The 19,369-nt window shown below is 77.1% G+C and carries 15 protein-coding genes; 9 read left to right on the forward strand and 6 right to left on the reverse strand.

The genetic code is table 11. From position 1 onward, the window contains the following. Window positions 1-85: 85 nt before the first annotated feature. Window positions 86-3,265, reverse strand: coding sequence for a type 2 lanthipeptide synthetase LanM family protein (locus ACIQPQ_RS33545; protein ID WP_401311587.1), 3,180 nt, complete (start codon window positions 3,263-3,265; stop codon window positions 86-88). A gap of 572 nt (window positions 3,266-3,837) precedes the next feature. Between ACIQPQ_RS33545 and ACIQPQ_RS33550 the strand changes: the two genes are divergently transcribed. Both ACIQPQ_RS33550 and ACIQPQ_RS33555 read left to right on the forward strand, forming a co-directional pair. Further along, complete coding sequence (locus ACIQPQ_RS33550) at window positions 3,838-4,449, forward strand: DNA-binding response regulator (protein ID WP_383782446.1); 612 nt, start codon at window positions 3,838-3,840, stop codon at window positions 4,447-4,449. Further along, a complete protein-coding gene (locus ACIQPQ_RS33555) occupies window positions 4,446-5,204 on the forward strand; it encodes a LuxR C-terminal-related transcriptional regulator (RefSeq protein WP_401311589.1) in 759 nt (252 codons plus the stop codon). Before ACIQPQ_RS33550 ends, ACIQPQ_RS33555 begins: the two co-directional genes overlap by 4 nt. 53 nt (window positions 5,205-5,257) lie before the next feature. Here the strand turns inward: ACIQPQ_RS33555 and ACIQPQ_RS33560 are convergent, their stop codons facing one another. The 3 genes from ACIQPQ_RS33560 to ACIQPQ_RS33570 all read right to left on the reverse strand — a co-directional run bounded on the left by ACIQPQ_RS33560 (window position 5,258) and on the right by ACIQPQ_RS33570 (window position 7,217). Next, window positions 5,258-5,998 (reverse strand): Type 1 glutamine amidotransferase-like domain-containing protein, encoded by a 741-nt coding sequence (locus tag ACIQPQ_RS33560; protein WP_383782442.1) that lies wholly within the window; start codon window positions 5,996-5,998, stop codon window positions 5,258-5,260. A gap of 114 nt (window positions 5,999-6,112) precedes the next feature. Next, on the reverse strand, window positions 6,113-6,811 hold the full coding sequence (locus ACIQPQ_RS33565) for a 4'-phosphopantetheinyl transferase family protein (RefSeq protein WP_401311593.1): 699 nt from the start codon (window positions 6,809-6,811) through the stop codon (window positions 6,113-6,115). A 154-nt stretch (window positions 6,812-6,965) separates the two neighbouring features. Continuing rightward, window positions 6,966-7,217 (reverse strand): MbtH family protein, encoded by a 252-nt coding sequence (locus ACIQPQ_RS33570; RefSeq protein WP_401311596.1) that lies wholly within the window; start codon window positions 7,215-7,217, stop codon window positions 6,966-6,968. A 250-nt stretch (window positions 7,218-7,467) separates the two neighbouring features. On the opposite strand from ACIQPQ_RS33570, the gene ACIQPQ_RS33575 reads away from it, so the two are divergent. Genes ACIQPQ_RS33575 through ACIQPQ_RS33595 form a run of 5 tightly spaced genes read left to right on the forward strand, consistent with a single transcriptional unit; the run spans window position 7,468 to window position 15,017 of the window. Next, window positions 7,468-9,795 carry a lantibiotic dehydratase gene (locus ACIQPQ_RS33575; protein ID WP_401311599.1) on the forward strand — a complete coding sequence of 776 codons (2,328 nt, stop codon included), beginning with the start codon at window positions 7,468-7,470 and terminating at the stop codon, window positions 9,793-9,795. Continuing rightward, window positions 9,795-11,285, forward strand: a complete 1,491-nt coding sequence (locus tag ACIQPQ_RS33580) for an amino acid adenylation domain-containing protein (RefSeq protein ID WP_401311602.1) — start codon at window positions 9,795-9,797, stop codon at window positions 11,283-11,285. Before ACIQPQ_RS33575 ends, ACIQPQ_RS33580 begins: the two co-directional genes overlap by 1 nt. After that, window positions 11,282-12,334: a threonine/serine dehydratase gene (locus ACIQPQ_RS33585; protein WP_401311604.1), complete on the forward strand. Its 1,053-nt coding sequence runs from the start codon at window positions 11,282-11,284 to the stop codon at window positions 12,332-12,334. The genes ACIQPQ_RS33580 and ACIQPQ_RS33585 overlap by 4 nt, the downstream gene beginning before the upstream one ends. Before the next feature lie 54 nt (window positions 12,335-12,388). Further along, on the forward strand, window positions 12,389-12,667 hold the full coding sequence (locus tag ACIQPQ_RS33590; protein ID WP_401311607.1) for an acyl carrier protein: 279 nt from the start codon (window positions 12,389-12,391) through the stop codon (window positions 12,665-12,667). A 52-nt stretch (window positions 12,668-12,719) separates the two neighbouring features. Then, window positions 12,720-15,017 (forward strand): lantibiotic dehydratase, encoded by a 2,298-nt coding sequence (locus ACIQPQ_RS33595; protein ID WP_401311610.1) that lies wholly within the window; start codon window positions 12,720-12,722, stop codon window positions 15,015-15,017. Window positions 15,018-15,113: 96 nt separating this feature from the next. Here the strand turns inward: ACIQPQ_RS33595 and ACIQPQ_RS33600 are convergent, their stop codons facing one another. Together ACIQPQ_RS33600 and ACIQPQ_RS33605 are read right to left on the reverse strand one after the other, a co-directional pair. After that, a complete protein-coding gene (locus ACIQPQ_RS33600) occupies window positions 15,114-15,806 on the reverse strand; it encodes a class I SAM-dependent DNA methyltransferase (protein WP_401311613.1) in 693 nt (230 codons plus the stop codon). 250 nt (window positions 15,807-16,056) lie between these two features. Further along, window positions 16,057-16,260, reverse strand: coding sequence for a cold-shock protein (locus ACIQPQ_RS33605; RefSeq protein ID WP_003974443.1), 204 nt, complete (start codon window positions 16,258-16,260; stop codon window positions 16,057-16,059). Window positions 16,261-16,547: 287 nt separating this feature from the next. Between ACIQPQ_RS33605 and ACIQPQ_RS33610 the strand changes: the two genes are divergently transcribed. Further along, on the forward strand, window positions 16,548-17,396 hold the full coding sequence (locus ACIQPQ_RS33610) for a menaquinone biosynthetic enzyme MqnA/MqnD family protein (RefSeq protein WP_383776284.1): 849 nt from the start codon (window positions 16,548-16,550) through the stop codon (window positions 17,394-17,396). A 235-nt stretch (window positions 17,397-17,631) separates the two neighbouring features. Continuing rightward, complete coding sequence (locus ACIQPQ_RS33615; protein WP_401311793.1) at window positions 17,632-19,296, forward strand: protein kinase; 1,665 nt, start codon at window positions 17,632-17,634, stop codon at window positions 19,294-19,296. Window positions 19,297-19,369 lie beyond the last annotated feature (73 nt).

Genomic DNA, 19,369 nt, shown 5'->3' on the forward strand with positions numbered 1-19,369 from the left:
AGCGGAAGAACGGGAGAGCGGTGGGGCGGTCGCGCGGTGGGGCGGTCGTGCGCGGGGCGGTCGGTGGTGCCGGGCCGGGCCCGGATCAGCCCCGGCGGTCGGGGAGTTCGAGGAGCAAGGCGGACGGGACGGTCGTGGGGTGGGCCAGGCGGAGCAGCCCGTAGCCGATGCCGGCGAGGCCGGTCAGCAGGCCGGGGGAGGGCACGTGGTCGGGGGTGGCACAGCGGTGGTCCTGCGCCTCCACCACCGCGAGCGCCTGTCCGGTCAGCCGGTCCAGCGCGGCCGGGGCGCCGTCGGCACCCCGTGCGCGGAGCACGGCCAGGGCGTCCAGGACACCGAGCGCACCCTGGCCGAGGCTGAGGTCGGGGGCGGTCGCGGAGTCCGCCAGGAGCGCCGCCGCGCGGGACAGTTCCGCCGGCGGGGCGCTGTCGGCGGCTCCGGCCGCCGCTCCGGCGAGCCCCGCCGTCCAGGAGGCGTCCGGCGCGGCCGCCGCTTCGCGGAGCGCGGCGCCGAGCAGGGCGCGGGCCGCGTCCTCGTGCCGTGCGGCACGCTCCGGCCGTACGGCCGCGTACCGCAGCAGCGCCCAGCCGATCCCGGCCGTGCCGTCGGCGAGGCCGGGCGCGGCTCCGGCCGGGGCGACGCCGCCGGGCAGCGCGGCCAGCAGCGCGTCGGCCACGTCGTCGGCGAGGCGCAGCGCCGCCGGGTCGCCGGTCGCCTCGTACGCGGCGACCGCGGCGGCCAGCGCCCCGGCCGTGCCGTCGCCGAGCCCCGGCCGCGGGCAGCTCGCCGCGGCCTGCGCGAGCGCGGTCAGCGCGTCCGGCAGACACGCCGTCAGGTCCTCGTCGAGCAGCGCCGACAGCCGCAGCAGCGCGTACACGATGCCGCCGATCCCGTCGTAGGCGCCGGGGCCCGCCGCCGCGCTCAGCTCGGGATCGGCCGCCAGCGCCTTCAGCAGGGCGGGCAGCGGCCGTACGGCGTCGCGGGCGGGCCCGGCGTAGCGGTCGGCGCCGGTCAGGGCGTCGGCGTGGGCCAGGAAGAGCGCGACCCCGCAGTAGCCCTGCGCGAGGCCCGCGCCCATCGGCAGCACCGCCCAGTGCGGTCCCGACACCCGTTCCAGGCCGAGCCAGTTGGTGCGGTCCCCGCCGCGCACGGCGCGGGCGGCGATCTCGTCGGCGATGCCGCACGCGGCGGCCAGCAGCCGTGACGTGCCGGGCACCACCGCGGGCAGCCGCCGGGCGGCCAGCTCCGAGCGGGGCCGGTCCGCCGGGGCCGCCGCGCCGCGCGCCGCGAGGGTCGCGGCGATGATCCACTCCTGGTCGTGGCAGTCGACCTCGTCCATCCGGGCGATCTTCGCCCGCACGGCGTCCAGGCTCGCCACCGGCAGGACGCCGGGCACCTCGCGCCCCGTGTCCGTCAGGACCCCCGTACCCGACGGCAGGTGCGTGAAGAGGGGGATGTCACCGCGCCAGAGGGCGGCGGTCTCGTCCTCGACCAGCCCGGCGCGCGCCGGGTCGTGCGCGGACTCGGTGCACAGCACCGCGAAGACGCCCTCGCGGGCCAGCGCGTCGCCGAGCAGGGCCGGGTGCGCCGACTCCTCCAGCAGCGTCGCGTAGAGCCGGGTGGAGCGGACGATCAGCCGGGCGGGCCGCTGCCCGCGGGCGCTCAACGGGCCGTCCTCGCCGAGGAGTTCGGTGCCGTGCGCGGCGAGCGCCGCGTATCCGGCGCGGAAGCCCTCGATCAGGGCCGCCCGGTGGTCGGCGTCGGCCAGGGGCCGCCCGGCGGGCAGCGGCTGGTTCTGCGCGGCCGGGCTGGGCAGCGGGGCCCGCACGGCGCGCATGGTGTCCAGGCCGCTGTCCAGCCAGCGCAGGCCCTCGCTCGGGAAGGTGCCGTCGGTGGACCGGCCGAGGGCGGAGATGTCGAGCGCGCCCTCCTCGCCGATCAGCAGGTGCGGCAGCAGGCAGGTGCGGTGCACCGAGGTGTGCAGGGCGTCCGCGGCCGGGTCGGCGCCCGCCGTCATGGCCTGCCCGAGCCCGGTGTGCAGGAGCGTCTCGGCGTCGACCAGGACGGGCTGGTCGCCGCAGGCGATGACGTTCTCGTAGTGCATGTCGGCGCCGTCGACCGCGTAGAGCAGGGCCAGCAGCGCGCCCTGGCGGCGGTAGAAGGCGTCGGTCTCGGTCACCGACCGGCACCAGCGGTGCTCGACGAACTCCAGCCAGCCGTAGCCGTCGCGGCGCAGGCTGCGCGCGGTGCGCAGGTCCAGGCCGGGCACCTTCGCGTTCAGCCAGGCGACGAGTTCGTCCAGCAGGGCGTGCTGGTCGAGCGGCCGGGGCTTGTGGACGAGCCGCGCGCCCCCGGCGAACTCCAGGACCGCGACGGCCCGGTTGCCCCGGTGGGCGTCGCCGCGCCCCAGCTCCAGCCGGGTCAGCGGGCCGGGGTCGCCGCCGAGGAGCCCGGCGGCGAGGTCGGCGCGGTCGGCCGTGAGGCGCGCGGCGAGTTCGGCGGTGGCGTCGACGGCGTCCAGGGCGGTCCGGGCCAGCATCCGGGCGAGGACCGGGTACGCGGCGAAGAGGGCGGCGAGGCCCTGCCGGGTGCCGGTGGCGGCGACGAAGGAGGCGAACCGTGCACGCGGGCCGCCGCCCGTCAGCCGTCCCGCGCGGCGGGCCCGGTCGAGTTCCCGGACCAGGGTGCGGGCCGCCTGCCGGACCAGCTGGTGGCCGAGCCGCCGCTCGAACGCCGCCCGCCACACGGCCCGTTCGGCGTCCGGGCCGGCCGGCAGCCGCGCGGCGAGCCGGGCGCCCGCCTCGGCGACCAGCGGCCGGACGACCGGCGCGAAGACCTCGGCGTCGTCGGCGCCCGCGGCCGGGTCGCTTCCGGTGCCGGTGCCGGTGCCTGTGCCGGTGCCTGTGCCTGTACCTGTGTCGCTGCCGGTGTCGTGCTGCCGTACCGGTTCCCACGGGGCGGTGGCGAGGACCGCCGCCGCGAACCGCGCCCAGTCGGGCTCGGCGGCGCGGGCGGCCAGCCGGGCGGCGGGTTCCGCCGCCAGGGCCGCGGCCCCGGCCTCGTCCACCCCGAGGCGGGCGAGCCGGAGCGCGAAGCCCTCCGGGTCACCGGCGGCCCAGGGCGCCGCGTCGGCGGGGAGGGGGCCCGCGGGCGCCCCGGCGTTCCCGGGGGCGGCGAGCCGTTCCGTGAGGGTGAGGGCCGGGGCCCACCACTCGGCGGGGAGGTCGGCGCTCCGGGAGGTCGGGAGGCTGGCGGTGTCAGTCACAGGAAGAACGTCCCAGACCCCCGGACCCCCCACATGGGTAAGCAGCCCCCATATTCTGCGCGGCCCTCCACCCACCCCCTGGGTACGGGCCCCGTGGCGACCGGCCCCACCGGTCGTCACCGCAGGTCGGAGCGGGTGCCGACCCTCGTGCGCGCATGGGGGAGCGGAACCCCGCCGGGGCGGCCCGGCCCCCGGAGCGACGCGTTCCGCGCCTCGGCACCCCCGTCACGGGTCCCGTTCTCCCCCTGCCCGGCCCCTCACGGCCCCCACCCGCGCCGCCCCACGCCGTACGACCGCCCCGCCCGGGCCCCCACGACGGCCCGCCCGACCCCCACCCGGCCCCGCCGGACACCCCGCCCCCGCCCGCCGGACCCGTACGGGCCACCGCACCGCCCCCACGGCGGGGGTGCCGACGCGACCGTACGGGGGCCCGGCCCTGTCGCGGCCGGGGAAACGTGGGGACCGGCTACCGATGTCCCCCGTCCGCCCCGCACGGCACGGTGGTGCCCAAGTCCCCACCCCTGACCGCCCGGAGCGCCACGACCGGGCGACGACCTTCCTAGGAGCAGCAGATGGGAGCATCCGTATCCGTCGGTGTGGTCGCCCTCGACCCGGTGCTGGAGACCGGCACGCGCATGACGCTGCTGGCCTGCCCGGAGCTGACCGTGTGCGATCTCCAGGACGCGCGGGTCGCCGTGCTCACCGTCGACCTGCTCGGCCCCGCCGAACTCGACATGGTGCGCACCGTCCGCGCCCACCCGCACAGCCCGGCCGTCGTCCTGGTGGCGGGCGCGCTCGCCTCCGGCGACGCCCTGCACGCCCTCGCCGCGGGTGCGCGGGGCCTGCTGCCGCGCCGCGAGGCCGACGCGGCACGCCTCGCCCACGCGGTGCTGGCCGCCGCCCGCGACGACTGCACCCTGCCCCCCGACCTGCTCGACCAGATCCTCGACCGCCCCGCCCCCGCCCGGCACGGCGGCGACGGCTGGCGCGACCGCATGCTGTCGGACCGGGAACGCTCGGTGCTGCGGCTGGTCGCCGACGGGCACGAGACGGCCGAGATCGCCCAGCGGCTGTGCTACTCGCCGCGCACCGTCACCACCGTCGTGCACGACATCACCCAGCGGTTCCGGCTGCGCAACCGCGCCCACGCGGTGGCCTACGCGCTCCGGGCGGGCCTCCTGTGACCCCCGCCCTGGCCCTGGCCCTCGCGCCCGCCCCGGCCCCGCTCCGCGCCCCCGCGCCCCGCCTGCGGGCGGTCCCGGCCCCCGCCCCGCCGGCGGCCCCCCTCGTCGTACGGGTGCCGCCCGCGCGCGGCGCCGACCGGGTCCGCGCCCTGGCCCGCCGGGCCGGACTGACCTGCGCGACCGAGACCGCGGACCCGGCCGCCACCGCGCCGGGGGCCGTCACCGTCCGGGTCGCCGCGGACGCCGAACAGGCCCTGCGCGCCGTGCGGGTGAGCGGTCCGCTGGTCCTGGTCTGCGACACCGCGGACCGGGCCGGACGCCTGCGCGCCCTGCGGTCCGGGGCGGTCGTCCTCCCGGCCGCCGGCCTCACCGCACCGGCCCTGGCCGCCGCGGTCCGCCGCGCCGCCCGCCCGCAGCCGAGCATCCCCTACCAGGAACTCGCCCACCTCCTGCTCCGCGACCCCGCCGACTCCCGCGACCCGTCCGGCCCGGCGTCCGACGCCCCGGCGTCCGGCGCGGGTTCGGGCACCGGTCCCGGTTCCTCCGGCGGGGCCGCCCGGCCGCCCGCCCTGACCGTCCGGCAGGCGTCCGTCCTGCGCCTGATGGCCGACGGCCACGCCAACGCCGACATCGCCCGCCTGCTCGGCTGCTCCGAACACACCGTCAAGAACGTCATCTACGAGGTCATGTCCCGCCTCCAGGTCCGCAACCGCGCCCACGCGGTGGCCCATGCGGTCCGCCACGGGCTGGTCTGACGCACCCCCCGGCGCCGCCCCCCGTGCCGCCCCCCGTGCCGTCCCCGCCCGTGTCAGCGCGCGGGTGACGGCAGCACGCGCGGCGTGAGCCGCTCCTCGACGACCCGCCCGCCCTCACGGCTCACGACGTACGCGGCCTTGCCGGGCTCCTCCGTCACGACCTCGGCCAGTTCGGTGCCCCGGTAGACCAGGCCGACCCCGTCGTCGGTGCAGTGGGCCGACCGGAAGACCCCCTCGCCGACCAGCCGGTGGATCAGCGGGCGCCGCCCGGCGTCGGAGTCGTAGTGCACGCCGTTCCCGTACGGCAGCAGCGCCAACCCGTCGGTCACAGAACGTAGTTCGGGTCCGAACGAGTCGGTCGCCCCGCCCTCGTACCAGCAGAGGGAACCGGCGCTCACCCCGGCCAGCACGACGCCCGCCCGCCATGCGCGGCGCAGCACCGCGTCCAGGCCGTGCACCCGCCACACCGCCAGCAGGTTGGCCACCGAGCCGCCCATCACCCACACCACGTCGTGGTCCAGGACCGTGCCCTCGACGTCGTCGACGTTCGGCATCGGGAACAGCTGGAGCGGCGTCAGCTCGAACCCCGCCACGCGGGCCGCCTCGCTCACCCGCGCCGTCAGATGCTCCGCGTCGCCCGTCGCCGTACCGACGTACAGCACGCGGGGCCGTCTGCCGTGCGCGCCGGAGAGGTCGACCGCGTGGTGCACCAGCGCGTCGAAGCGCAGCCGGGTGCGCGAGCCCGCGCGATAGCCCCCCGAAGTGGCGAGGACGGTCGGTTCCGGAGCGGTCACGAGCGCGATGGTAATACGCTCGGAGGACCGGGGTCCGGCCCCGCACGCCGCCCGTACGGAGCGCCAGGGGGGCCGGCCCGCGGACCGGCCCCCAGGTGGTGCGGTGGCCGCTCCTCACGGCGGGGTGCGGACGGCGACGGCCGCCGCGTAGCCCGTGGGGACCAGGACGTCCCGCAGGGACCATCCCGGGGACGGGACCACCGGGTGGGGGCCGGTGCCGACGTAGTCGAGCGACGGGTCGCGGACCAGACCGGTGCCGAGGCCCTTCAGGTAGGCCTCCTTGCGCACCCAGGTCCGGGTGAACGCCTCCGGGCGCGCCGCCGCGGGCAGCCGCGCCAGCTCCTCGGACTCCGCGCGGTGCAGCGCCGACTGCGCGCCGAGCACCGCCCGCACGGAGGCCAGCCCCTCCACGTCCACGCCGACCGGCTCCGGCGCCAGCGCCACCATCACCAGGCCCCCGCTGTGCGACAGCGAGAAGTGCACTCCGGGGGCGCGCACGACCGGCCGCCCGTGCGGGCCGCCGCAGCCCGCGCAGGGCTCCCGCGCCAGCGGCAGCGCCTGCGCGCGGACCCCGAGCAGCACGCTCAGCACCCCGCGCAGCGCGGCGTGCGCCACCACGTAGGCGTCCCGGTCGCGGTCGTGCCGGAAGGCCGCCGCCCGCGCCCGCTCCTCCGCGTCCAGCAGCTCGCGGGCGTGTTCCAGGGCCTGTTCGTCCTGCGCGGCCACCTGGGCGAGGTACAGCTCCAGGGGGCCGCGCAGCGGGCGCGGGCCCGCGAGGTCCGCCGGGCCGCCCGGTCCGGACAGGTCCAGCACGGCCGGGCAGAGCCGCCCCGGCGGAAGCGGCCCGAGCGCCGCATGGGCTGACGGCGGGGACGGTGACCGGGCCGACGACCGCGGCGGGGCGGGTGCGCCCGCCCCGCCCGGCGCCCGGGTACCGGTGGGCCCACCGGTACCGCCCGGTCGGCCGTCAGACATCTGCCCCGGCCGGCCGGCGGCGCAGGCTGAGGGGGCGCATGTCGGTCCAGACCACGTCGATGTGGTCCAGGCACTCCTGACGGCTGCCGCGCACCCCCTCCGGGTACCAGCCGGCGGGCAGGTCGCGGTCCGCCCGCCAGATCGAGTACTGCTCCTCGTCGTTGCGCACGACGAGATACGCCTCGTCGCTGCCCGGACCGGACGGCGCGCCGGCCGGGCCGGTCGTGAGGTCGGGTCGCGTCACGGTGAACCTCCCGCAGATGAGTGGAGCCGGCCGCGGGTCAGAGGCCGACGGGGCCAGCGTGCCCGCGGCCCCCGCCCCCGGATCAGGGCCGAACGCGCCGACCCGGCGGCGCGTGTTGCTGCCGGAACTTCTCTGGTGGCCCCCGCCCCCGCCGCGGGACCGTGCTCTCGGCCGGGACACCGGCGGCGAACCGGCGGCCCGCGCCGTCCGGGGCGTGAGTCCCGCACCCCCTTTTCGGAAGGAGCACGCGATGTCGCAGGAGCACGCACCCGTTCTGCTGCCCGGCGGAGGCTGGCGGCTGTGGGAGCAGTTCGCGCTGCGCGGCCCGGGTTTCCCCGCCGACGGGGTGCTGCGGCTGGCCCCGCCCGGACTCGCCGAGGCGGCCGACAAGTTCGGCCCCGGCACCGAGCTGTCCGGCGCCGACTGGCAGGCGTTCGCCGCGGAACTGTCCGAGGCCGCCGTCCACACGGCCGGACTGCTCCAGGACGTGGCCCGCCAGGCCCGCTTCCAGGCGGCCTTGGCCTGGCAGAACCCGGCGGTCCTGCGGACGGGCATCGCGCCGTTCCTGCGGTGGCGGCCGGGCGTGGACGCCCGCAGCAGCATGCCGCGCCAGCGGGAGGAGCTGGTCGCGCACTACTGGCAGCGGTTCTGCGTGAAGAACGACACGATCGGCTTCTTCGGGCCGGTCGGCTGGGGCCGCTGGAACACCGCCGCGCCGGGCGCCGTGACCGTCGACGCGGGCGAGGGCTTCCTCGCCGCCCAGGAGGTCTACTTCTCCGGCTGGGCGATCGACGCGCTCGCCAAGGTCCTGGCCGAAGACGCCGACCTGATGCGCTGGATACCGCCGTACCGGGTCTCCCTGGCCCGGGTCGCGGACGGCGCCGTCACCGTTCCCGGCCGCCCCGCGCAGCCGGTCACCGCGCGCCAGAGCGCCGTACTGGAGCGCTGCGACGGCACCCGCCCCACCGCGGCCCTCGCCGCCGAGCTGGACCTCGACCCCGCCGAAGTCGAGGAGACCGTACGGGAGTTGGTGCGGCGCCGCTGGGTGCACCGGCGGCTGGAGGTGCCCGCGGACACCCACCCCGACCGCGCGCTGCGGCGCATCCTGGAACGCGTCCCCGACGACGCGGCCCGCGAACGCGCCCTGGACCGGCTGGCCGTCCTGGAACGGGGCCGGGACGCCGTCCGCGCCGCCGGCTCGGACGCCGAAGCGCTGACCGCCGCCGTCACCGCGCTGGAGACGGACTTCGCCGCGCTCACCGACTCCGAGGCCCAGCGCGCCAAGGGCGCCCGCACCGCCCCCTGCCGCGGCCTCGTCTACTCCGACGCCCGCCGCGCCGCCACCGCCGAGGCCGGGGCCGCGCTCCTCGCCCGGCTGGAGCCGCTCCAGCTGTGCCTGACCGCCGCCCGCTGGATGACCAACCGTTTCGCCGACGGCATCCGCGCCCGCCTGCGCACCGCGTACGACCGGCTGGCCGCCGACGGCCGCCCCGTCGACCTGACCGCCCTGTGGCTGCACACCCTGCCCTCCCCGCACCCCGAGGCGGGCGACCTCATCGACGCCGTGCAGGCCGAGCTGCGCGCCAAGTGGGCCCGCGTCCTCGACCTGCCGCCCGGCGCGCGCCGGGTGCGGCGCACCACGGCCGAACTGGCCGACGCGGTGCGCCGGGAGTTCGACGAGCCGGGCGACGGCTGGTCCCTGGCCCGCTACATCAGCCCCGACCTGCTGGTCTCGGCGGCCGACGACGAGGCCTTCGCCCGCGGCGACGTCGACCTCGTCCTCGGCGAGATGCACTGCGCGCTGAACACCATGGGCGCCTCCCTGTTCGTGCACCAGCACCCCGACCGCGGCGAACTGCTCGCCGAGACCACGCGGGACTTCCCCGGCCCCCGGCTGCTGCCCATGCTCCCCAAGGAGCTGCCCCTGAAGTGGTCCAGCCGCAGCCGCCCCTCGCTGGACCGGCCCGAGGACCACTACGTCGCCCTGGTCGACCAGACCGGCGACCCGTACCGCCCGCGCACGGTGCTCGGCGCCGACGTCCGGGTCACCGAGGGCCCGGACGGGCGGCTGACGGCCGTCCTCCCCGACGGCGGCACGTACGACCTGCTCGACGTGTACGCCAACACCCTCACCCAGCGCGTGATGGACCGCTTCACGCTGCGGCCCGACGGCGACCACACCCCGCGCATCACCCTCGACCGGGTGACCGTGGCCCGCGAGACCTGGCAACTCCCGGTCACCGACGTCGACTTCGCCGACGACAAGGACGAGGCCGTCCGTTTCGTGCGGGCCCGCCACTGGCAGCGGCGGCACGACCTGCCCCGCTTCGTGTTCGTGGTCTCCCCGACCGAACCCCGCCCGTTCTACGTGGACTTCGACAGCCCCGTCTACGTCACCATCCTCGCCAAGGCCGCCCGCCGCCTCGCCCGCAAGGACCCTGCGGCCCGCCTCAAGGTCAGCGAGATGCTGCCCACCCCCGAGCAGGCCTGGCTCACCGACGACCAGGGCCGCCGCCACACCTCGGAACTGCGCTTCGTGGCCGTCGACCAGACCGTCACCGGGGCGGGGGAGGCGTGATGCGCACGGTCGCCGACGACCTCCTCGCGCACGCCGCCCGCCACCCCGGCCGCGTCGCGCTCTCCACCCCCGACGGCGAGGTGACGTACGCCCGACTCGCCGCCCGCGTCGAGGAGTTGACGCGGCTGCTGAGGGACCGCGGCGCCCGCCCGGAGACGGTGTGCGCGGTGGCCGTCGAGCCCGGCGCCGACGCCGTGGCCGCCGTGGCGGCCGTCCTGCGCAGCGGGGCCGCCTTCCTCAGCCTCGACCCCGGCCAGCCCCGCGAGCGGCTCGCCGCGTTCACCCGCGGCGCGGGCGCCCGCCTGCTGCTGACGACCGGCGCCCTCGCGGACCGGCTCGCCCTCGGCCTGCCCACCGTACGGCTGGACGGCCCCCCGCCCCCGGCCCCCGCCACCACGCCGCCCCCGGTCGAGCCGCGCTCCCTCGCCTACGTCACCCACACCTCCGGCAGCACGGGCGAGCCCAGCGCCGTCCTCATCGAACACGCGGCGCTCGACCTCTACCTCCGCGACACCGCCCGCGCCTTCGGCCTCGGCCCCGGCACCGTCGCCCTCCAGACCGCGCCCCCCGGCTACGACGCGTCGATCCGCGACACCTTCGCCCCGCTGCTCGCGGGCGGCCGGGTGGTGATCGTGGAGCGGGCCCGGCTGCTGCGCCCCGAGGAGTTCGCCCGCACCGTGCGCGAGCACCGGGTCACGGCCCTGCTCAGCACCACCCCGTCCTTCCTCACCCACCTGGCCGGACACCCCGGCCTCACCGACCCGCTGGCCGGGGTGACGCTGGTCGCGTCCAGCGGCGAGTCCCTGCGGCCGTTCCTCGCCGCGGGCGGCCGCCGCCTCGCCCCCGGCCGGCTGGTCAACCAGTACGGCCCGACCGAGTGCACCATGACCACCACCCGCCACGACGTCCCCGCCGACCCCGACCCCGCCGATGACCCCGTGGGCACCCCCCGCACCGGCACCCTGGTCCGGGTCCTGGACGCCGCCCTCGACCCCGTCCCGGACGGCACCGTGGGCGAGGTGTACCTCGGCGGGGCCGGGGTGGCCCGCGGCTACGGCGGCCGCCCCTCCCGCACCGCCGCGCGCTTCGTGCCCGACCCGTGGGGCCCGCCCGGCGCCCGCCTCTACCGCACCGGCGACCTCGGACACTGGGGCCCGGACGGACTGCGCTACGTCGGCCGCACCGACCGCCAGGTCAAGATCCGCGGCTACCGCGTGGACCCGGCCGAGATCGAGGGCGCCCTGCTGACCCACCCGGCCGTCACCGGCGCCGCCGTCGTGCCCGGCACCGACGACCAGGGACGCACCTACCTCCTCGCCCACGTCACCGGCGGCCTCGACGGCGTATCCGACGGCGCCCTCCGCACCCACCTGGCCCGCTCGCTGCCGCCCCACCTGATGCCGCGCACCTTCCGGCGGCACACCGCCCTGCCCGTGAACCGGGCGGGCAAGACCGACCGCCGCGGCCTGCTCGCCGGGAGACCGTCATGACCGCCACCGGACTCCGCCCCTCCCCGCCCCCGGCCCCCCTCCCGCCCGGCGACCACGCCCCGGCGCCCGCCCTCACGCCCACCCTCACGCCCACCCTCGCCGACGTCGCCGCCGCCGCGGCCCGCATCGCCCGCCACACCGTCCGCACCCCGCTGCTGCCCGGCCCGGTCACCGGGGCGGGCGGGACACGGCTGCTGCTGAAGGCCGAACACCTCCAGCACGGCGGCTCGTTCAAGACCCGCGGCGCCGCCAACGCCCTCCTCGTCCTCGGCGCCGACCACGTCGTCACCGGCTCCTCCGGCAACCACGGCATCGCGCTCGCCCTCCTCGCCCGCACCCTCGGCGTCCGCCTCACCGTCGTCCTCGCCGCGGGCGCCGCTCCCGCGAAGGCCGCCGCCATCCGTGCGCTCGGCGCCGACACCGTCCAGGTGGGCGGGGGAGTCGCCGAACGGGAGGACCACGCGCGGGCCCTGGCGGACCGCACCGGCGCCGTCCTCGTTCCGTCCTCCGACCACCCGCTGATCGTCGCGGGCCAGGGCACCGTCGGCCTCGAACTCCTCGCCGACGCCCCCGCCACCGACACCGTCTACGTCCCGACCGGCGGCGGCGGGCTCCTCGCGGGCGTCTGCCTCGCCGCCGCCGACCGCCCGGTCCGGGTGGTCGGCGTGGAACCGGCCACCACCCCGCGCTACGCCCGCTCCCTCGCCGCGGGCGGCCCGGTCCGCCTCGCGCCCTCATCGACAGTCGCCGACGGGCTGCGCGGCCAGCGACCCGGCCAGGTGCCGTACCCGATCATCCGCGACCGCGTCGACGACCTGATCGCCGTCTCCGACGCCGAGATCCTGGCTGCCGCCGACCTCTTGCGCCGCCACGGCGTCGGCGCCGAACCGAGCGGCGCGGTCGCCCTCGCCGGGGCGCTGCGCGCCGCCCGCCGCGAACGGGCCGTCGCCGTCGTCTCCGGCGGCAACACCCCCGCCCGCCTGCGCTCCCTCCACCGCCTCACCCCGCAGAACCCCAACCCGCAGAACCCGCACCACCCCAACCCGTAGACCCCGTAGCCCCCTTGCATCCCGCCCGGGATCTCTCACCGAGGAGCACTCACCATGTCGCAGAACACCGCCACCGCCACCGCCGTCGCCACCGCCCCGGCCGTCTCCACGGTCGACCTGCTCGTCGGCATCTTCCGCGACGTGTTCGCCGTGCCGGACTTCGACGCGGACACCGACTTCTACGAGGCGGGCGGCGACTCCCTCACCGCGTTCCAGATCACCGGACGCCTCCAGGAGCACCTGGGCGCCGACGTCCCGGTCTCGCTGGTCTTCGCCTACCCCACCCCGCGCGACCTGGCCGAGGTCGTCGACGCCGACTACGGCATCGCCTGAACTCCCCGTCCCGCCAGGCCGTCCGCCCCCGCTCGCCAAGGAGAGCCGTGACATGACCGAAGACCTCGTGCCGTCCCTCGGCCGCTGGCGGCTGTGGGAGCAGTTCGCCCTGCGCGGGCCGGGCTTCCCCGCCGACGGGGTGCTGCGGCTGGCCCCGCCCGGACTCGCGGAGGCGGCCGACAAGTTCACCCCCGCCGACGCCCTCGACGGGCCCGCCTGGGCCGACTTCCGTGACCTGTTCGCGGACACGGCCGTGGAGACCGCCCACACCCTCCAGGACATCGCGCGCGGCCCGTCGTTCCGGCAGGCCGTCGCCTGGCAGAACCCCACGGTCCTGCGGACCGGCATCGCGCCGTTCCTGCGGTGGCGGCCGGGTGCGGACGCCCGCAGCAGCATGCCGCGTCAGCGGGAGGAACTCGTCGCGCACTACTGGCAGCGGTTCTGCGTGAAGAACGACACGATCGGCTTCTTCGGCCCGGTCGGCTGGGGCCGCTGGGACCCGGCCGCGACCGGCGTGACCGTCGACCCCGGCACGGGCCTGACCGCCGAGTCCACGGTGTACTGGGCCAGTTGGGCGATCGACGCGCTGGCGAGGACGCTGGACGAGGACCCCGCGGTGCGGGAGTGGGTCGCGCCCCGGCGGGTGCCGTTCGTCCGGCTCGACGCCGACGGCGACGGCGTCACCGGCCGGGTCCACGTGCCCGGCCGCCGCCCGGTGACCGTGCCCGCCGCGACCGCCGCCGTCCTGGCCCGCTGCGACGGGGTCACCGCGGCCCGCGCGATCGCCGAGGCGCTGCCCGCCGTCGACGTGCCCGCCGTCCTGGCCGACCTCGTCGCCCGGCGCTGGGTGGTGTGGCGGCTCGAAGTGCCCGCCGGCACCCACCCGGACCGCTCGCTGCGGGCCTGGCTGGACACCGTCGGCGCGCCCGGACCCCGCCGCCGGGGCCTGGCCGCCCTCGACCGGCTGGAGCGGGCCCGCGCGGAGGTGGCCGCCGCCGACGACGTGGACAGCCTGGTGGCGGCGCTCGGCGCACTGGAGGCCGAGTTCACCGACCTCACGGCCACGGCCGCCGTACGGGAGAAGTCCGCCGCCACCGCTCCCTGCCGGGCACTCGTCTACGCCGACGCCCGCCGCTCCGCCACCGCCCGCCTCGGCCCGGCCGTCCTGGACGCGCTGGCCCCGCTGCGGCTGCTGATGGACAGCGCCGGCTGGCTCACCGCGAGCCTGGCCGCCGAGGTGACGGCCGAGACCCGCCGGGTGTACGACCGGCTCGCCGCCGACGGGCCGGTGGACCTCGCGGCCTTCTGGTTCGCCTGCCTGCCCGTGCTGCACGGCGCCGCCCGCGCCGCCGCGAGCACCCTCCAGGCCGAGTTCGCGGCGCGCTGGCGCCGCGTCCTGGACCTCCCCGCCGACGCCCGCCGAGTCACCGTCCGCGCCGCCGACATCGAGGCGGCGGTCCGCCGGGAGTTCGGGGAGCGCGGCGGCGGCTGGACGGCGGCCCGCCATCTCAGCCCCGACGTGATGATCGTGGCCGACGGCGCCGAGGCGGTGGCCCGCGGCGACTTCACCCTCGTCCTCGGCGAACTCCACCTCGCCTCCAACACCCTGGGCGCCTCCCTCTTCACCCACCAGCACCCGGACGTCGCCGAGCTGTTCGTTCTCACCGACCGCGACCACCCGGCGCCCCGGCTCATGCCGCTGCTCCCCAAGGAGCACCGCTCCCGTCTCTCCGTACGGGTCCGCAACGCGCTCGTCCGGCGCCGGGACCGGCAGATCGCCCTCACCGACTTCACCGCCGACCCGGCGGGGCCCCGCGTCGACCGCAGCGCCGACGCCCGCGTCGAGGACCACGACGGCTCCCTCGTCGTCCGGCTCCCGGACGGCACGGTCCTCCCGGCGGTGGACGTCTTCGCCCACGTCCTGACCACCCTGTCCATGGACCTGTTCCAGCCGCTCCCGCCCGCCGACCACACGCCCCGCGTCACCGTCGACCGCATGGTCGTCGCCCGCGAGACCTGGCGGCTCGCCGCCGGGGAGGCCGCGTTCGCCGACGAGAAGGACGAGGCCCGCCGCTTCGTCCGGGCCCGCCACTGGCGCGACGGCCTCGGCCTGCCCCGCCACGTCTTCGTCGTCTCCCCGACCGAACCCCGCCCGTTCTACGTCGACTTCGACAGCCCGGTCTACGTCACCATCCTCGCCAAGGCCCTGCGCCGCGCGGCCCGCACCGACCCGGCCGCCCGCGTCACCTTCACCGAGATGCTGCCCGCCCCGGATCAGACCTGGCTCACCGACGACCAGGCCCGCCGCTACACCTCGGAACTCCGCTTCGTCGCCTTCGACCCCACCTGACCCCCTGCCGGCACCGGACCCCGCCCCTTCCCTCCCCTGCCGCGCGTCCCGGCGGGGGAGGGGACCGGCCGGGGAGAAGCGGGGAGGGGACCGGGCTCACTCCGCCCGCGCGACCACGTACGCCTGCGGGACCGCCTCCCCCTGCCCGGTCTCCGGCGCGCGGACCGTCGTCGACCGTACGGAGAACCCGGCGGCGGTCAGCAGCGCCGTGACCGTCCCCGGCCTGCGCCGCCGGAAGTCGAGGCTCACGGGATGCCCCCAGGGCCGTTCGTGCCGCTTGGGCTCGTCGCCCACCTGGAACGCCACCAGGAGATGCCCGCCGGGCGCCAGGACCCGCCGGAACCCGGCGAACAGCCGGGGCAGCTCCTCGGCGGGGGTGTGGAGGGAGGAGTACCAGCAGACGACCCCGTCCAGGGAGCCGTCGGCGACACCGGCGGCCGCCAGGTCCAGCATCGAACCCCGCTCGAAGCGGAGTCCGGGGTTCCCGCGCCGGGCGATCGCCAGCATCGACGCCGACAGGTCCAGTCCCCACACGTCCAGCCCGAGCGCCGCGAGCAGCCCGGTCACCTCCCCCGGCCCGCACCCGAGGTCGGCGACCCGGCCTCCGGCGCCCACCAGCTCGGCGTAGAGCCCGAGCACGGCCCGCTCGGTCGGCAGCCGCGCGAGGACGTCGTGGAACTGCCGGGAGTAGTCCTCGGCGACGGTGTCGTAGAAGGCACGGGTGTCGGCGACGAAGCCGGGTTCGGCGGGCGGCTCGGCGGATGCGTGGGCAGCGATGGGTCCGGTCATGGCCGTGCACGCTAGCGGCGGGCACCGACATCGGCCGTCCGGGTGACGGGCGCGTCGCGCGGGAGGGCGGCGGACGGTCCGGCGGGGGTCCGGTGCCGGGCGGGCGGCCGGGACGGGATCACTCGTTCGGCGTGGCGGACGGGTGAACGCCCGTGGGCGCCGCGCGCGGCAAAGGCAGGAGCCCCGCTGCCGTCGGGCGCGGGGCTCCTTGGGTACTGCTCTCAGACTTGCGATCTCACGGGTGTGATGATCAGACGGGAGTGACGTTCTCCGCCTGGGGACCCTTCGGGCCCTGCGTCACGTCGAAGGAGACCTGCTGGTTCTCCTCGAGCGAGCGGAAGCCCTGCGCGTTGATCGCGGAGTAGTGGACGAAGACGTCGGGGCCGCCGCCTTCCTGGGCGATGAAGCCAAAGCCCTTTTCGGCGTTGAACCACTTCACGGTTCCGGTAGCCATAAGCCCTCCTTGGGCCCAAAGGGTTGCCCTGCTCCAGAACCCTGCAAGCGTGAAAGCAAGTGCCGCACAACTGCATACGTCTGAAAACGACGAGAGCCCGCGGTTACATGCTCCGCAGGCTCTGTACTGCAAGGGAAACCAAACTGCAACTTGCGGCGAGCCTAGCACGCAGGCAGCCGAAAGCAATAGAGGTCAAGATCACGTCACCCGGATGTTTGAAGGTCCGGAAAAAGGGGTTGACCGGGGCCGGACACAGCAGCGTAGCGGATGGGGGCTACTGTCGCGATGTGGACAATTCTCGCACCCGGCCGCGCGTCGGCCACATCCAGTTCCTGAACTGCCTGCCCCTCTACTGGGGGCTCGCGAGAACCGGCACGCTCCTCGACTTCGAGCTGACCAAGGACACCCCGGAGAAGCTCAGCGAGCGGCTGGTGCGCGGTGATCTCGACATCGGTCCCATCACCCTGGTCGAGTTCCTGAAGAACGCCGACGACCTCGTCGCCTTCCCCGACATCGCCGTCGGCTGCGACGGTCCCGTCATGTCCTGCGTGATCGTCTCCCAGGTCCCGCTGGAGGAGCTGGACGGCGCCCGCGTCGCCCTCGGCTCCACCTCCCGCACCTCGGTGCGCCTGGCGCAGCTGCTGCTCGCCGACCGCTACGGCGTACGGCCCGACTACTACACGTGCCCGCCCGACCTCAGCCTGATGATGCAGGAGGCCGAGGCCGCCGTCCTCATCGGGGACGCGGCGCTGCGGGCCAACCTGCTGGACGGGCCGAAGTACGGCCTCCAGGTCCACGACCTCGGCGCCCTGTGGAAGGAGTGGACGGGCCTGCCGTTCGTCTTCGCGGTCTGGGCCGCCCGCCGCGACTACCTGGAGCGCGAGCCGGAGATCACCCGCCAGGTCCACGAGGCGTTCCTCGCCTCCCGCAACCTCTCCCTCGACGAGGTCGCCAAGGTCGCCGAGCAGGCGGCCCGCTGGGAGGAGTTCGACGAGCGCGTCCTGGAGCGCTACTTCACCACCCTCGACTTCCGCTTCGGCCCCGCCCAGCTGGAGGCCGTGACCGAGTTCGCCCGCCGCGTCGGCCCGACGACCGGCTTCCCGGCGGACGTACGGGTGGAACTGCTCCGCCCGTAGCCCGCGCCCCCGGTTCACGCGCCGGTCGTCCACGCGGCCGTGGCCCACGGTTCCCCCCGAGTGCGTACCCTGCTGACGGAGACGGGTCCTGCGGGGGACGCGGGGGCACCGGGGAGGGGTGGACGCCGTGCGGACTGCGGATGGCGGGGGCGACCGGGGCGCGTCCGGTGACCGGGGCGGCTTCGAGGGCAGGCCGGATGCGCGGGGACCGGGGCGGGCGGACACCGCCGGGGCGATCCGCGGCCTGGAAGCCGGTGAACCCGGCGAGATCGGCCCCTACCGCCTCCTCGGCCGGCTCGGCTCCGGCGGGATGGGCCGGGTCTACCTGGGACGCAGCGCCGGGGGCCGGACGGTCGCGGTGAAGATCGTGCACCCGCACCTCGCGCTCGACGACGAGTTCCGCGCCCGCTTCCGGCGTGAGGTGGAGGCGGCGCGGCGGGTGGGAGCGGCCTGGACCGCGCCGGTCCTGGACGCCGACCCCGAGGCGCCCGTGCCGTGGGTGGCCACGGCGTACGCGGCGGGCCCCTCGCTGGCCGCCGCGGTCGCCCGCGACGGCGCGCTGCCCGCGCACACCGTCCGGGTGCTCGGCGCGGGCCTCGCGGAGGCCCTGGCCGCCGTCCACGACCTGGGCCTGGTCCACCGCGACGTGAAGCCCTCGAACGTCCTGCTGACCGTCGACGGCCCTCTCCTCATCGACTTCGGCATCGCCCGCGCCACCGACGGCACCGCCTCCCTCACCTCCACCGGCGTCTCGGTCGGCTCGCCCGGCTACATGGCCCCCGAGCAGATCCTCGGCCGCGGCGGGGTCGGCGGCGCGGCGGACGTCTTCTCCCTCGGCGCGGTCCTGGCGTACGCGGCGACCGGCGCGCCGCCCTTCCCCGGCGACTCCTCGGCCGCGCTGCTCTACAAGGTCGTCCACGAGGAGCCCGAACTCGACGGCCTGGACGGGGAGATACGCGACCTGGTCGCCGCCTGCCTGGCCAAGGACCCGGCGTCCCGGCCCGCCCCGGCGGCCCTGGCCCGGCGGCTCGCCCCGCAGGGCGCGGCCGCCCTGGTGGCGGCGGGCTGGCTGCCGGGCCCGCTGGTGGAGCAAGTGGGGCGCGGAGCGGTCCAGTTGCTGAACCTGGAGGCGGCGGCGGGCCCGGCGAACGGCACGGGCGCGGTCGCGGGCCCCCTCTCCGGCCCGGTCGGCTTCAGCAGCGTCTCCGTACCGGACCGCCCACCGCCGTCCACCGCGGGCGCGTTCGGCCCGCCCCCGGTGATGGGCGGCCCGCGCGACGCCGACACCGTCCCGCCGCCCGCGGACCGGACACCGGGCAAGGTGTCGGTGACCGTGTCGGCCGGGGCCGCGCCCGGCGAGGGCGGGCGTGGGCGGCGGCTGAGCTGCACGGTGGCCCTCGCGGTGGCGGGCGCCCTGGCGGCGGTGACCGTCGGCTCGGTCTTCCTCTTCGACCTGCTGCCCGGCGGCGGCGCGTCCAGCGACGCGGGCGCGGGCGCCGACTCCGACGCCCGCTCCTCGGCCCCCGCGGCGACCACCGCACCCAACCGGCCCGTCCCCGCGGCCTACGTGGGCACCTGGGAGGGCCAGGGCAGCGGCCTGGACGGCCAGATCCCGATGGGCACCTTCCGCGTCACGGTCCGACAGGCCTCCGTGGGCGCCGAGTTGGGCCGCGTCCGCCAGACCGACCTCTTCGGCGGGGTCTGCCTCGACGTGCTCACCCTGAAGCAGGTCACGGCGAAGGAGCTGGTCGCCACCTCGGTCGGCGACAAGTCCAACCACGACGGCTGCAACCCGGCCCCCCACACCATCCGCCTGGCCCGCACGGGCGACGACCTCACCTACCGCTCGGAGAGCGCGGCGGAGGGCAACCCGGTGGCCCGGATGACGAAGGTCGAGTAGCGGCATCACGTACGGAAGACCATGCCGGACCCGCGCCGTCGGCGGCGGGTCCGGCCCCACGGGGGAAGCGGGC

The organism is Streptomyces sp. NPDC091281 (assembly GCF_044757425.1).
Taxonomy (GTDB): domain Bacteria; phylum Actinomycetota; class Actinomycetes; order Streptomycetales; family Streptomycetaceae; genus Streptomyces.